This window comes from Sphingopyxis sp. P8, assembly GCF_020622175.1.
GTDB lineage: Bacteria > Pseudomonadota > Alphaproteobacteria > Sphingomonadales > Sphingomonadaceae > Sphingopyxis > Sphingopyxis jiangsuensis.
Map to the genome: position 1 here is coordinate 1212240 of NZ_JACNMK010000002.1, position 14206 is coordinate 1226445.

The window sequence follows — 14206 nt, forward strand, 5'->3', positions numbered from 1 at the left end:
TGCGTAGAAAGGGCCGGCGCATTTCCTTCTTCGACGAAATGACGGGCCATGGGGGCGACACGAGGCCGCCTTATCGCGACTTTTGCGACTGGTTCGCGGCCGAGGATGTCGCTCGCATCCAGCGCAAGGCGCAGCAGGCCGAGGCCTTTTTCCGTACCACCGGCATCACCTTCAACGTCTATGGCGCCGACGACGCCGATGAGCGGCTGATCCCCTTTGACGTCGTGCCGCGCATCATCGCCGCGAGCGAGTGGCGGCGCCTGTCGCGCGGAATCGAGCAGCGCGTGCGTGCGCTCAACGCCTTTCTTCATGACATTTATCACCGGCAAGAGATTTTGCGCGCGGGGCGCGTCCCCGTCGAACTGATCGCACGCAATGAGGCTTTCCTGCCGATGATGATGGGAATGGACCCGCCGGGTGGTGTTTACACCCATATCAGCGGCATCGACATCGTCCGCACCGGTGCCAACGAATTTTATGTGCTGGAGGATAATGCGCGCACCCCGTCGGGCGTCTCCTACATGCTCGAAAACCGCGAAACGATGCTCCAGATGTTTCCCGAACTGTTCGCGAAAATCGACATTTGCGAGGTCAGCGATTATCCGCTCAACCTGTTGAAGTCGCTGGCGGCCTGCGCGCCCCCCGCATGCGGTGGCACGCCGACGGTCGCGGTGCTGACCCCCGGCATCCACAACAGCGCTTATTTCGAACATAGTTTTCTGGCCGACCAGATGGGGGCGGAACTGGTCGAGGGGCATGATCTGCGCGTCGTTGCCGGGCGCGTCGCGATGCGCACGACGCGGGGCTATACGCCGATCGACGTCCTCTATCGCCGCGTTGACGACGACTTCCTCGATCCGCTCAATTTCCGGCCCGACTCCATGCTCGGCGTGCCGGGTATATGGGACGTCTACCGCGCCGGGGGCATCACCATCGCCAATGCTCCGGGGACGGGCATCGCCGACGACAAGGCGCTGTACAGTTACATGCCCGACATCATCGAATTTTATACGGGCGAAAAGGCGCTGCTTTCCAATGTGCCGACGTGGCGTTGTTCGGACCCCGAGCATCTGCGCGAGGTACTCGACAAGCTGCCCGAGCTGGTGGTGAAGGAGGTTCACGGGTCGGGCGGATATGGCATGCTCGTCGGCCCGGCGGCGAGCAAGAAGGACATTGCAGCATTCCGCAAGAAGCTGGAGGCGAACCCCGGCAATTATATCGCGCAGCCGACGCTGTCGCTGTCGACCGTTCCTATCTTTACCAAAGCGGGGCTCGCGCCGCGGCACGTCGATTTGCGCCCGTTCGTGCTGATGTCGCCGCAAGGTATCCGCATCACCCCCGGCGGCCTGACGCGTGTCGCGATGACCAAGGGGTCGCTGGTCGTCAATTCGAGTCAGGGCGGCGGGACCAAGGATACGTGGGTGCTGGAGGATTGATGCTGGATTCCATCTTGCCTCTTCGTTTCTCAGCCCCCTCTTCTGAAGGGGAGGGGTTATAAGATGCTGGGCAAGACCGCCGGATCGCTCTTCTGGATGGCGCGCTATCTTGAGCGGAGCGAGAATAATGCGCGGTTGATCGATGCAGGTTTCCGCATCGCGCTGACGCGGTCGAGCACCGCGCAGGCCGAATGGCGGTCGGTGCTCGTCACGGCGGGGCAGGATCAGCTTTTCCGCGACGCGCATGGTGAGGATTACAGCTCGTCGCGGGTCGTCGATTTCATGCTGCGCGACCCTGCGAACCCGTCGAGCATCCTCTCGGTGGTCAAGCACGCACGCGACAATGCACGCACCGCGCGCACCTATTTAACCCGCGAGGTTTGGGAGGCGGTCAATACGAGCTGGATGACGCTGTGCGCCGACCTCAAACGGCAGGTGCGCGAGGATGATCTGCCCGACACGCTCACCGCGATCCGGCAACAGAGCGCGCAAGTGCGCGGTGCATTTGCGGGCACGATGCTGCGCAACGACGGCTACAATTTCGCGCGGCTCGGGACGTTCCTCGAACGCGCCGACAACACCGCGCGCATCCTTGACGTCAAATATTATCTGCTGCTTCCCTCGGTCGCGCATATCGGCACGTCGATCGACAATGTGCAGTGGGAGACGATCCTGCGGTCGGTGTCGGCGCACCGCGCCTATCGCTGGCTGTACGGCGCAGAGATCAGCGCGCTCAAGATCGCCGAATTTCTGATCCTCTATCGCCAGTTACCGCGCAGCCTCGCCTTTTGCTGCGACAAGATGAACAGCAATCTCGGCTGGCTGCACCGCAGCTATGACGAGGAGCCGGAGGCGGCGCGGATGGCATCGTCGATGTGCCGCGACCGGCTTTCGCGGCCGATCCAGGCGATCTTCGACGCGGGACTCCATGAATATATCACCGAGTTCCTCTCCGCCAACGCCGCGCTCGCCCGCCAGATCGAGCGCGATTTCCGGTTCGTCGAATGAGCGAGGCAGTGAAATGCGCCTGAAGGTCGAACATGTCACCCATTATCAATATGATGTGCCGGTCTCCTATGCGCTGCAGCAGGTCAAGCTGACCGCCAAGGATCGCCCCGACCAGCAGGTCGTTCACGATTGGCAGATCGCGATCGAAGGTGGCGAGCACCAGCTTCATTACACCGACCATCATGGCAATGGCGTCGACCTGATCGCGGTCGACGGCGGCTCGCAAGAGCTCGTGATCCGCTGCACCGGCGATGTCGAGTTGTTGACGATCGACGGGGTGATCGGTCCACATCGCGGACCGATGCCGCTGTGGAGCTTTTTACGCTCGACGCCGCGGACGCGCGCGGGGCGCGGCGTGCGGGCGCTGACAGCGCAGCTCGGCCGCGATTTCGCATCGGGCATCGAACGCGCGCACGCACTGTCGGAGATGGTGATCGAGGCGCTGCCCTATCGTATCGGGATCACGACAGCCGAGACGACCGCCGAACAGGCGCTCGCGGGCGAGGGCGGCGTCTGTCAGGACCATGCCCATATCTTCATCGCGGCGATGCGCCACCTCGGCCATCCGGCACGCTATGTTTCGGGCTATCTGATGATGGACGACCGGACGCATCAGGACGCGACGCACGCCTGGGCCGAAGCGCATTTCGACCATATCGGCTGGGTGGGTTTCGACATCAGCAATGGCCACTCGCCCGACCAGCGGTACATCCGCGTCGCGACCGGGTTCGATTATCATGACGCGGCGCCGGTGCGCGGCATGCGCTATGGCGTCGCCGAGGAAAATCTGGTTGTCCAATTGCAGGTCCAGCAATAAGCGGACCGGACGACCGGATTGGCGGGGCTGGGAAACAGGACAAGATGACCTATTGCGTGGGGATGCGGCTGAACAAGGGGTTGGTGTTCATGTCGGACACCCGCACCAACGCCGGCGTCGACGATATTTCGCAGGTCCGCAAGATGCGCAGCTGGCACGTGCCCGGCGAGCGCGTCATCACGTTGATGTCGGCGGGCAACCTCGCGACGACGCAGGCCGTGGTCGCGTTGCTCGACGAGCGCACCAAGGCGCCCGAGGAGCGCCATCCTTCGATCCTCGAAGCGCCGTCGATGTTCCAGGTCGCGACGATCGTCGGCGAAACGCTTCGCCAGATCGTCAAGCGGCATACCGACGAGGGGCCCGAAGCCGAGTCGCTGTTCCGCGCTTCGCTGATCGTCGGCGGGCAGATCAAGGGCGCCGAGCCGCGGCTGTTCCTCGTCTATCCCGAAGGCAATTTCATCGAGGCGGGCGAGGACAATCCCTTTTTCCAGATCGGGGAAACCAAATATGGCCGTCCGATCATCGTCCGCACCTATGACCCCGCCATGTCGTTCGAGGATGCGGTAAAGCTGCTCTGCGTCTCGTTCGATTCGACGATCCGCGCCAATGCGGGGGTCGACTTGCCGATCGACCTCAAGATCCACGAGCGCGACGATTTTGTCGGCGTGCTTGAGCGCCGCTTTGAGCGCGACGACCCCTATTTCCGCCGCGTGTCCGAAGCTTGGGCAGAAGCGCTGGGGATCGCGCTGGCCGAGCTTCCCGACTTTCGTTTTTGATGCGGCGCGCGGTCAGCCGTTGCGGCTGCCGCCGGTGGAGTTCTTGGTCGACCCGCCTTGAACGACATGTGCGAGCTCGTGCGCCGAGGCGCCGTCGCCATTGACATCGCCGGTCGCGACATAGACACCGCCGGTGAAACCGCCGCCCACCGCCGCTTCGAGATCGGTGTCGCTCAACTCGGCGGGCTTCTTTTCGGTCTTCTTGCTCATTCCACATTCCCTTCCATACCGTCGCCTGTTGCGCGCATGATGGCGGAATCGAACCCCTGCCGCTGTGCTCTATAGCACAGAAGCGCAGAATCGGACATTTCAGCGGTTCTTCCGCCCCGCGATCAGCCCGTCGACAAGAGTGGGATCGGCGAGCGTTGAGGTGTCGCCGAGCGACCCGAAGTCATTTTCCGCAATCTTGCGCAGGATGCGGCGCATGATCTTGCCCGAACGCGTCTTGGGAAGCGCGGGGGTGAAGTGGATATGGTCGGGCGTCGCGATCGGCCCGATTTCGGTCCGCACCTGCTGCCTCAGCTCGGCAAGCAGCGCGTCGCTTGGCTCGATCCCGGCGTTGAGCGTCACATAGGCGTAGATGCCTTGCCCCTTGATGTCGTGCGGGAAGCCGACGACCGCGGCTTCGGCGACCTTGTCGTGGAGCACGAGCGCGCTTTCGACCTCGGCGGTTCCCATGCGATGTCCCGACACGTTAATGACGTCGTCGACGCGCCCGGTGATGCGCCAATAGCCGTCGGTATCGCGGCGGCAGCCGTCGCCGGTGAAATATTTGCCGCGATAGGTCGAGAAATAGGTCTGGATGAAGCGATCATGGTCGCCATAGACAGTGCGCGCCTGCCCCGGCCAGCTGTGGGTGATGCAGAGATTGCCCTCCGCCGCGCCGCCCGTCTGCTCGCACACCAATGTCTTGCCCTCGGCATCGACGAGCTCGGGACGGATGCCGAAAAAGGGCTTGCCCGCGCTGCCCGGTTGCATCGGATGCGCGCCCGGAAGCGTCGTAATCATGATCCCGCCGGTCTCGGTCTGCCACCAGGTGTCGATGACGGGGACGCGGCCCTTGCCGACAATCTGGTGATACCAGCGCCACGCCTCGGGATTGATCGGTTCGCCGACGCTGCCGAGCAGGCGAATCGAGGAGAGGTCGTAGCGCGTCACATAATCGTCGCCCTCGCGCATCAGCGCGCGGATCGCGGTCGGCGCGGTGTAGAGGATGTTGACGCGATGCTTGTCAACCACCTGCCAGAAGCGGTCATGGTCGGGGTAGTTGGGAACCCCCTCGAACATCAAGGTCGTCGCGCCATTCTGAAGCGGGCCATAGACGACGTAGCTGTGTCCGGTGACCCAGCCGATGTCGGCGGTGCACCAGAAAATCTCCCCCGGACGATAGTCGAAGCCATAATAGAAGGTGCTGGCGGTCCAGACGCTGTAGCCGCCGACGGTATGGAGCACGCCCTTCGGTTTGCCGGTCGATCCCGATGTGTAGAGGATGAACAGCGGGTCCTCGGCGTTCATCGGCTCGCACGGGCATTCGTCGCCGACATCGGCCGACAGCGCATCATACCAGTGGTCGCGACCCTCCTTCATCATGATGTCGCCGCCCGTGTGCGCGATCACGAGCACGGCTTTGACATCGACGCGCTCGAGCGCCTTGTCGACATTGGCCTTGAGCGGCACGGTCTTGCCGCCGCGCAGCCCTTCGTCGGCGCAGATCACCCAGTCGCTGCCGCAATCCTCGATGCGGCCGTGGATCGCCTCGGGCGAGAAGCCGCCAAACACGACGCTGTGCACCGCACCGATGCGCGCGCAGGCGAGCATCGCGACCGCGCCTTCGGGGATCATCGGCATATAGATGGTGACGCGGTCGCCCTTTTGGACACCCATTTTCTTGAGCGTGTTGGCGAAGCGGATGACGTCGGCGAGCAGCGCGGCGTAGCTGATATGCCGCGTCTCGCCGTTGGGCGCGTCGGGTTCGAAGATGATCGCGATGCGGTCGCCGTGACCCGCGGCGACATGGCGGTCGACGGCGTTGTGGCAGAGGTTGAGGACGCCATCCTCATACCATTTGATTTCGACGGGGTCGAAGGTCCAGCCCGCAATCTTTGTCGGCGTTTTGATCCAGTCGACACGCTTCGACTGTTCGGCCCAGAAGGTGTCAGGATCGGTGACGCTTTGCGCGTAGAGTTTCTCGTACTCGACAGCGGTGCAATGCGTGCGGGCTGCAGCGTCGGCGGGAACGGGAACCAACGGCTCGGAGGGGGGAAGGTCGGTCACGGCAGCTCTCCTGTATTTTCGACCATCCCCTTAGCCGTTCGCAGCGCGCGAAGTCGAGATGCCCTTATGCGTGCGTGCTGAGGCGCAGCCTGACGACACTCGACACGTGCAGGGGGAGGGGGTTAGAGGCAGCGCGCTGTCAAGATGAAAGGATAAGCCATGGTCGGGATCGGAGAAGAAACCGGACAATTGCTCGACGCTTTGGGCGTCGATCGCGTCCTGTGGACCGACGGTCCTATGCTAGCGCTCTCCCCCCTGACAGGCGAGCAGATCGCAAAGGTTCGTGTTGCCGCTCTCGTCGACATCGACGCAGCGTTCGACGCCGCGACTCGCGCCTTTGCCGCATGGCGCCATGTCCCTGCGCCGCGACGCGGCGAACTCGTGCGGCTGTTCGGCGAGGAGTTGCGTGCTGCAAAAGACGATCTCGCGCGGCTCGTGACGATCGAGGCGGGCAAAATCCCGTCCGAGGCCGCGGGCGAGGTGCAGGAGATGATCGACATCTGCGACTTCGCTGTCGGCCTTTCGCGCCAGCTCTATGGCCTGACGATTGCCACCGAGCGGCCGGAGCACCGGATGATGGAGGTGTGGCATCCGCTGGGCGTCGTCGGCGTGATTTCGGCGTTCAACTTCCCGGTCGCGGTATGGGCGTGGAACGCGGCGCTTGCGCTCGTCTGCGGTAACAGCGTGGTTTGGAAACCTTCCGAAAAGACGCCGCTTACCGCCTTGGCAACGCAGGCAATTTTCGAGCGCGCAGTTGCGCGTTTCGGCGATGCACCCGAAGGCTTGTCGCAGTTGCTGATCGGCGGCCGCGAGGCGGGCGAGGCGCTGGTCGACGATGCGCGCGTCGCGCTCGTCTCGGCGACCGGATCGACGCGCATGGGTCGCGCGGTCGCGCCACGCCTGGCGGCGCGGTTCGCGCGCGCGATCCTTGAACTCGGCGGAAACAATGGCGTGATCGTCGCGCCCTCGGCCGACCAGGACCTCGCCCTGCGCGGCGTGGCATTCGGGGCGATGGGAACGGCGGGGCAGCGCTGTACGACGACGCGGCGGCTGTTCGTCCATGATAGCATCTATGACGGCTTCGTCGCGCGGCTGAAGGCCGCCTATGCGAGCGTCGCGGTTGGCAATCCGCTCGAGCGCGACGTGCTCGTCGGCCCGCTGATCGACCGTGCGGCCTATGACGCGATGCAGGCGGCGCTATCGGCGGCGCGCGACGCGGGCGGCAGCGTCCACGGCGGCGAACGGATGGGCGAGGGCGACGCCTATTATGTCCGCCCAGCGCTCGTCGAAATGCCGGGACAAATAGGGCCGGTGTTCGAAGAGACGTTCGCGCCGATCCTCTATGTCATGCGCTACGACGATCTGGACGCGGCGTTGATCCAGCACAATGCCGTCGCGCCGGGGCTGTCGTCGGCGATCTTCACCACCGACATGCGCGAGGCCGAGCGTTTCCTCGCGGCGAGCGACTGCGGCATCGCCAACGTCAATCTTGGGACGAGCGGCGCCGAAATCGGCGGGGCGTTCGGCGGCGAAAAGGAAACCGGCGGCGGGCGCGAGAGCGGGTCGGATTCGTGGCGCCAATATATGCGCCGTGCGACGAACACCGTGAATTATTCGGACACACTGCCGCTGGCGCAAGGGGTGAGTTTCGAGATCTGATCTCAACCCTCGTCATTGCGAGGAGCCGAAGGCGACGCGACAATCTCCAGTGCTCGGCCCTGCGCCGGGTTGTTAGCTGGAGATTGCTTCGCTTCGCTCGCAATGACGACGGCCGTTAAGCCTTCCGCCAACCATAACCATCCCCGATCGCCACGACCCGCCCTTCGCTCCCGACCGGTTCCGCCATTCCATCGGTCAGAAACCCCAGCATCGCTGCATCGCTCACATCGACATGCGCCAATGTCCGCTTTCCCTCGGGCGTGCGCGCGACGATCGCGCCGGCGCGCGGGCTGCCGTCGCGGCGGTAGAAGACGGTGTAGCTCTCGATCGTCGCCACCCCCGCATAATCCTCGACGAGGTCGGGCACCGGGCCACGCTTCGCTTCGGCTTCGGCCTGATAGTCGAAATCCTGCGGAAAGCTTGCAGCGGCGATCGGTGTTTTGCCCAGCACTATGCAATGATTGTCCGTAGCGAACCCCCCGTTGGCGAAGAGGAAGCCATAGCGGCCCTCCTTGCGAAGCCTTTCGACCATCGAGACGATCGCGTGGCTCATATAATTGGCGATCGGCCCGCCGCCGAAGGTGAGGCCGCCGAACACGCTCGCGGGGCGATCCCACGGCCAGCCGAGGATGCGCCGTGCCATTTTGGGGACGCAGGGAAAGCAGCTGTAAAGCTCGACGCAATCGAAATCGTCGGCCGCCATGCCGTTGAGGTCGAGCGTGCGGTCAATCGACACCTCCATGCTGACGCTATGGTCATAGCGGTCGCGGCGGAGGATGCTCGGCGGCTCTTTCGCTGCCGCGCCCATGCCCACGTAAATGAGCCTGTCCTCGGCAATGCCGCGCCGCCGCGCTTCGGCGAGGCTCGCGACGAGGAAGCCGGCGCCCTGGTTCACCGACGAATTGGCGACCATCAGCTTTGAGTAGGGAAAGGCGATCCGGCGGTTGCGTTCGTCGACGCGGAGGATGTCGGCAGGGGTGGCGGTCGTCCTGATCCACGCGCTGTCGTTTGCGGCAGCGACTTCGGAAAAGCGCGACCAGATCTCGGCGCTCTCGAACTGCGCTTCGGCAAGGCTTTGTCCCCAGGCGGCGCGCGTCGCATTTTCATAGAGCGGATAGACATCGACCGGCGCGGCGAGCCCGTGTTTCTGCGCATAGTCGGGTTCGCGCCGCGTCGCGACCTTGCGGATTGCGTTATAGCTTTTGTCCTCGCCGGTCGCGGCCTTGGCGGCGCGGCCCGCTGCGGTGCGCAGCGCTTCGCCGCCAACGATCGCGGCGAGTTTGACCTCGCCTGCGCCGATGCGGTTCGCGGCCTCGTTGAGCAGGCGAACCGGCGTGTCGCCGTGCGGCGCGGCGGACTGATAGTTGATCGCGGGCGCCGCGCCGATCGCAGCGGCTAGCGGTTCGCACAGCTTGCCGAGATGATGGAAGCTGATCTGGTCGACGATCGCAAGGCTGTCGATGGCGGACAGCGGCACGCCTGCGTCGTCAGCCGCCACGTTCAGCGCCGCGACCATCAGGCCGAGCGAGTCGAGCCCTTCGTCGGGGTCGTCGGGGCGGTCGTTGACCTGCCCGACACCGATAATCACCGGGATGCGTTCGGCGTCGGTCATCCAATTTCTCCGTTCGTGTCGAGCGAAGTCGAAACACCCTGAGGGCAGGCGCCAAGTCGATGCGCGTCTCGACTTCGCTCTACGCGAACCGAAATGGCATCAACCGTCATTGTGTCAGCGCGCTTTCCATTCGGGCTTGCGCTTCTCCGCAAAGGCGCGCGGGCCTTCGCGCGCGTCTTCGCTGCGCATCAGCGCGCTCCGTTCGAGCGTGTTATGCTCCCAATAGGGCGCGTCCGCGGCGATGCGGCCGTCCTGGATGCCGAGCGCGACGCGCTTGGTCGCCTGAACCGACAAGGGCGCATTGGCGGCTATTTTTTCGGCAATCGCGAGCGCGGCGGGCATGAGTTCGGCGAGCGGGACGACATGGTTGACGAGGCCATAGTGCGCGGCGCGCTGCGCGCTGATCGGATCGCCGGTGAGCATATGTTCCATCGCCAGTTTGCGTGGGAGTTGCTGGGCAAGGCGAAAGGCGCCGCCCGCCGCGGCAAACAGCCCGACCTTCACCTCGGGCAAGCCGAACTGGGCATGATCGGCGGCGACGATGATGTCGCTCATCAGCGCAATCTCGCACCCGCCGCCAAAGGCGAAACCGTTGACCGCCGCGATGACCGGCTTTGAGATCGGATGCGCGACCATGCCGGCAAAGCCCCACGCCTGCTGCGCGGGATCATCGGGGTAGAGCCTTTCGCCGCGCGACAGCGCAACCAGATCGGCGCCCGCGCAAAAGGCCTTGTCGCCCGCGCCGGTGATGACGACTGCGCGGATTTCGGGGTCGGTCTCGGCCTCTTCGAGCGCGGAACCGATGCCAATATGCACGGCGGCATTGACCGCGTTGCGCGCCTCTGGCCGGTTGATCGTGACGATCAATATGTGGCCGCGGCGCTCGGTAAGGATGGTGGTGTCGGACATCGCGAATCTCTCCCTTTCGGGCGAGTATCGCGGGTGGTTGACGTTTACGTCAACTGGAAAGGTCGGCGTTACCCCTCCAGTTTTCGTCATTCCGGCGAAAGCCGGAATCTCGACGTCGAATATTGATGCACTGGCGAGACCCCGGCTTTCGCCGGGGTGACGACTGGATGATGGAGCGAAAGCCTCAGATCGATTGGCCGGTCTTTGCCCAATCCGCAAGGAAGCCCTCGATGCCCTTTTCGGTCAGGACATGCTTGAACAGCCCCTTGATCACTGCGGGCGGCGCGGTCATCACGTCGGCGCCGATCTTGGCGGCTTCGAGCACATGGATGCCGTGGCGGACGCTCGCGACGAGGATTTCGGTGCCATAATCATAATTGTCGTAAATCAGGCGGATGTCGGCGATCAGCTGCATGCCGTCGAAGCCATTGTCGTCATGGCGACCGACGAAGGGCGAGACGAAAGTCGCGCCGGCCTTGGCCGCGAGCAGCGCCTGGTTCGCCGAAAAACAGAGCGTGACATTGACCATCGTGCCGTCACTCGTCAGCTTCTTGCAGGTCTTGAGCCCGTCGATCGTCAGCGGCACCTTGATGCAGACATTGTCGGCGATTTTGCGGAGGACTTCGGCTTCCTTCATCATCGTTTCATGGTCGAGCGCGACGACTTCTGCCGAGACGGGACCGTCGACGAGCGCGCAGATTTCCTTGGTCACTTCCTTGAAATCGCGCCCCGATTTGGCGATCAGCGACGGGTTGGTGGTGACGCCGTCGAGCAGGCCGGTCGCGGCGAGTTCCTGAATGGCTTCGATTTCGGCGGTGTCGGCAAAGAATTTCATAGGAGTGTCAGGGTTCCTGCTGGGCCACGCGAGGGCGGCGACGAATCGGTTTTGCTGCTATAACGTGAAAGCGGCGTCTTTGGGTGGTAGAATAGGACTTCAACTGTGTCGTTACGCACAGCGGTGCGTTGCGAATCGTGACAGACGGCCTGCGTCACGGAGCCGACCACATTGGCGCTCCAGATACGAAGAGGATGAACGTCATGGGAAAGAAGGAAATTAAATCAGCGCCAACCGCCATAAGCGAAACCGATCTGGACGCGGTTCAGGGCGGTGCGATCCAAAAGGTGCGCGCGGCAGCGTCGACAATAAAATGTGGTGTTACCGACGCCCCCGTCGATGGCGGGATGGCAGCGATGGGCGATGGCTCGGTCAGATCCATTTCGTCGAACATTTCGACCAACGGCGGCTGACAGCCACAATCGGCCGCCCATTGCGGTAAAGAGGCTAGCGTTCCGCCTTTGTTCCCGTTAAGCGGGGGCATGGCCAAAGCGAAACGCCAATATGTCTGCCAAAATTGCGGGTCGGCGACCTATCGCTGGCAGGGGCAATGCGCCGATTGCGGTGAGTGGAACACGCTGGTCGAGGAGGCCGCGGAAACGGCCTTTTCGGCGAAGCATGACCTGAGCAAGGGCGGACGGACGATCGCGCTCGAAACGCTCGATGCCGCGAGCCCGATGCCCGAACGGATGCTGTGCGGGATCGCCGAATTCGACCGCGCGCTGGGCGGCGGCTTTGTTGCGGGATCGGCAACCTTGATCGGCGGCGATCCGGGAATCGGCAAATCGACGTTGCTGCTGCAGGCCGCGGGACGGCTCGCGAAGGCGGGCAAGTCGGTGGTCTATATCAGCGGCGAGGAGGCGGCGGCGCAGGTGCGACTGCGCGCGCAGCGGCTGGGACTGGGCGATGCGCCGGTCGCGCTCGCGAGCGCGACGTCGGTGCGCGACATCCTCGCGACGCTCGACCGGCAGACCGCCGATTTCGTCGTCATCGATTCGATCCAGACGATGCACAGCGACCTTATCGACAGCGCGCCGGGGACGGTCAGCCAGGTCCGCGCAAGCGCGCAGGAGTTGATCCGCGACGCCAAGGACAGCGGCGCCGCGCTCGTGCTCGTCGGCCATGTGACAAAGGACGGGACGATCGCCGGTCCGCGCGTGCTCGAACATATGGTCGACACGGTGCTCGCCTTCGAGGGCGAGCGCAGCCACCAATATCGCATCCTGCGCGCGGTCAAGAACCGCTTTGGCGGGACCGACGAGATCGGTGTGTTCGCGATGGGCGATGAGGGGCTGGGCGAGGTCGCCAACCCGTCCAGCCTGTTCTTGACCGACCGCAGCGGTGACGTTCCGGGGTCGGTGGTCTTTCCTGCGCTGGAAGGCACACGCCCCGTGCTCGTCGAGGTGCAGGCACTCACCGTTCGCCTAGCGAGCGGCGCAACGCCGCGGCGCGCGGTCGTCGGCTGGGACAGCGGGCGGCTCGCGATGGTTCTCGCGGTGCTCGAGGCGCGCTGCGGGCTGCAGATGGGCGGCGCCGAAGTCTATCTGAATATTGCGGGTGGCTATCGGCTCACCGATCCGGCGGCGGACCTCGCGGTCGCTGCGGCGCTTATCTCGGCGTTCAGCGAGCGGCCGGTGCCATCGGACGCGATCGTCTTTGGCGAATTGTCGCTGTCGGGCGAAGTGCGCCCCGTCGCGCACGATGCTCTGCGCCTGCGCGAGGCAGCAAAGCTCGGCTTTTCAAGAGGATGGGGGCCAAAGGGAATGAAGGGTGTGAACGGGATCGGCGTCACCGGCTTCGGTCGGCTCGGCGAACTCGTTGACCTGATGCTCGGGCGCGACTAGCCCCCCGAACATGGGTAGTCTGACCGCTCTCGATATCATCGTGCTCATGCTCGTCGGCGGTAGCGCCATCCTCGGTTTTTCGCGCGGACTGGTGCAGGAGGTGACGAGCCTTCTCGCCTGGGTGCTCGCGATTGCTGCGGTGCGCTTCTTGCATCCGCCCGTCACCGGCTGGCTTGTCGATTGGGTGGGAACCGATGGCGGCGCGGCGGTGCTCGCCTTCGTGCTTTTGTTCGGCGGGGTGTTCGCGATAGCCAAATGGGGTTCGCGCGCGATGGGCCAGCGCAGTCGCGCGTCGCTTGTCGGCGGGTTCGACCGTGGGCTGGGTGCGGGTTTCGGTGCGGTCAAGGGGCTGATGATCGCGACGATCGGCTTCATGCTCGTCTCGCTCCTCTATGACATCGGCTATGGCAATGCGCAGCGCCCGGCGTGGCTGACCGAAAGCCGCAGCTTTCCGGCGCTCAACGCCACAAGCGCGGCGCTCAGCCGCGTCATCGCCGAGCGCCGTGCCGAAGCGCGCGAGGCGGCCGAGGAGCAGGCCGCTCCCGTCGGGGACGACGCATGAGCGCGCTCTATAACCGCGACATTTTGTCGCTGGCGGTCGCGACCGCCGAATATCCCCCGATACCGGCGGCGCGCCACCATGCGAGCGCCCGCGCACCACTGTGCGGCAGTGCAATCATCGTCGACATCGACAGCGACGCCGATGGACGCGTCGCGCGCGTCGGGCTGCATGTCGAAGCGTGCGCGCTGGGGCAGGCGTCGGCGGCTTTGCTCGCGCGCCACGCGCCGGGCCGCGCAATCGTCGATCTGCGCGCCGCGCGCGACGGCATCGCCGCCTGGTTTGCGGGTGAGGGCGACTGCCCCGACTGGCCGGGATTCGATCTGCTGGCGCCTGCGCGCGATTATCCTGCCCGCCACGGTGCCATCCTGCTGCCCTTCGATGCAGCGCTCGTCGCGCTCGAAGGCGTCGGGGCAGCGGCGTGACGCCGCTGGTTCTCGCAACCGCGACCGCCGCCGCCGGATCGGCGACCGACAC

14 protein-coding genes are annotated in these 14206 nt (G+C 64.5%); 9 read left to right on the plus strand and 5 right to left on the minus strand.

Features of this window, described 5'->3' with window-relative positions; genetic code table 11:
* The first annotated feature begins 38 nt into the window (after positions 1 to 38).
* From H7692_RS14235 to H7692_RS14250, 4 genes are all read left to right on the plus strand, one after another.
* Positions 39 to 1436, plus strand: coding sequence for a circularly permuted type 2 ATP-grasp protein (locus H7692_RS14235; protein ID WP_227340406.1), 1398 nt, complete (start codon positions 39 to 41; stop codon positions 1434 to 1436).
* Positions 1437 to 1499: 63 nt separating this feature from the next.
* Positions 1500 to 2444 carry an alpha-E domain-containing protein gene (locus H7692_RS14240; RefSeq protein WP_222137214.1) on the plus strand — a complete coding sequence of 315 codons (945 nt, stop codon included), beginning with the start codon at positions 1500 to 1502 and terminating at the stop codon, positions 2442 to 2444.
* A gap of 13 nt (positions 2445 to 2457) precedes the next feature.
* The gene (locus H7692_RS14245; protein ID WP_201927605.1) at positions 2458 to 3261 is read left to right on the plus strand and encodes a transglutaminase family protein; all 804 of its coding nucleotides are present in this window, start codon (positions 2458 to 2460) and stop codon (positions 3259 to 3261) included.
* A 44-nt stretch (positions 3262 to 3305) separates the two neighbouring features.
* Entirely contained in the window at positions 3306 to 4037 is a 732-nt protein-coding gene (locus tag H7692_RS14250; protein WP_222137215.1) for a peptidase, read from the plus strand.
* A gap of 12 nt (positions 4038 to 4049) precedes the next feature.
* Here H7692_RS14250 and H7692_RS14255 read toward each other — a convergent pair whose 3' ends face one another.
* Both H7692_RS14255 and acs read right to left on the minus strand, forming a co-directional pair.
* Complete coding sequence (locus H7692_RS14255) at positions 4050 to 4247, minus strand: hypothetical protein (RefSeq protein WP_201927601.1); 198 nt, start codon at positions 4245 to 4247, stop codon at positions 4050 to 4052.
* A gap of 99 nt (positions 4248 to 4346) precedes the next feature.
* Positions 4347 to 6311 (minus strand): acetate--CoA ligase, encoded by a 1965-nt coding sequence (gene acs / locus H7692_RS14260; RefSeq protein WP_201927598.1) that lies wholly within the window; start codon positions 6309 to 6311, stop codon positions 4347 to 4349.
* 159 nt (positions 6312 to 6470) lie between these two features.
* Between acs and H7692_RS14265 the strand changes: the two genes are divergently transcribed.
* Positions 6471 to 7970: an aldehyde dehydrogenase family protein gene (locus H7692_RS14265; RefSeq protein WP_201927596.1), complete on the plus strand. Its 1500-nt coding sequence runs from the start codon at positions 6471 to 6473 to the stop codon at positions 7968 to 7970.
* A gap of 115 nt (positions 7971 to 8085) precedes the next feature.
* On the opposite strand, the gene H7692_RS14270 is transcribed toward H7692_RS14265, so the two are convergent.
* The 3 genes from H7692_RS14270 to fsa form a co-directional block, all read right to left on the minus strand.
* Complete coding sequence (locus H7692_RS14270; protein ID WP_201927594.1) at positions 8086 to 9582, minus strand: acetyl-CoA acetyltransferase; 1497 nt, start codon at positions 9580 to 9582, stop codon at positions 8086 to 8088.
* A 114-nt stretch (positions 9583 to 9696) separates the two neighbouring features.
* Complete coding sequence (locus H7692_RS14275; RefSeq protein ID WP_222137216.1) at positions 9697 to 10491, minus strand: crotonase/enoyl-CoA hydratase family protein; 795 nt, start codon at positions 10489 to 10491, stop codon at positions 9697 to 9699.
* Positions 10492 to 10675: 184 nt separating this feature from the next.
* A complete protein-coding gene (gene fsa / locus H7692_RS14280; RefSeq protein WP_222137217.1) occupies positions 10676 to 11326 on the minus strand; it encodes a fructose-6-phosphate aldolase in 651 nt (216 codons plus the stop codon).
* A gap of 203 nt (positions 11327 to 11529) precedes the next feature.
* Between fsa and H7692_RS14285 the strand changes: the two genes are divergently transcribed.
* The 4 genes from H7692_RS14285 (at position 11530) to H7692_RS14300 (ending at position 14154) form a co-directional block, all read left to right on the plus strand.
* Positions 11530 to 11739 (plus strand): H-X9-DG-CTERM domain-containing protein, encoded by a 210-nt coding sequence (locus H7692_RS14285; RefSeq protein WP_227340407.1) that lies wholly within the window; start codon positions 11530 to 11532, stop codon positions 11737 to 11739.
* Between the two features lie 69 nt (positions 11740 to 11808).
* Positions 11809 to 13170, plus strand: a complete 1362-nt coding sequence (gene radA / locus H7692_RS14290; protein ID WP_227340408.1) for a DNA repair protein RadA — start codon at positions 11809 to 11811, stop codon at positions 13168 to 13170.
* A 10-nt stretch (positions 13171 to 13180) separates the two neighbouring features.
* Positions 13181 to 13732, plus strand: coding sequence for a CvpA family protein (locus tag H7692_RS14295; RefSeq protein ID WP_227340409.1), 552 nt, complete (start codon positions 13181 to 13183; stop codon positions 13730 to 13732).
* On the plus strand, positions 13729 to 14154 hold the full coding sequence (locus H7692_RS14300; RefSeq protein ID WP_222137221.1) for an iron-sulfur cluster assembly scaffold protein: 426 nt from the start codon (positions 13729 to 13731) through the stop codon (positions 14152 to 14154). Before H7692_RS14295 ends, H7692_RS14300 begins: the two co-directional genes overlap by 4 nt.
* The last annotated feature ends 52 nt before the right edge of the window (positions 14155 to 14206 follow it).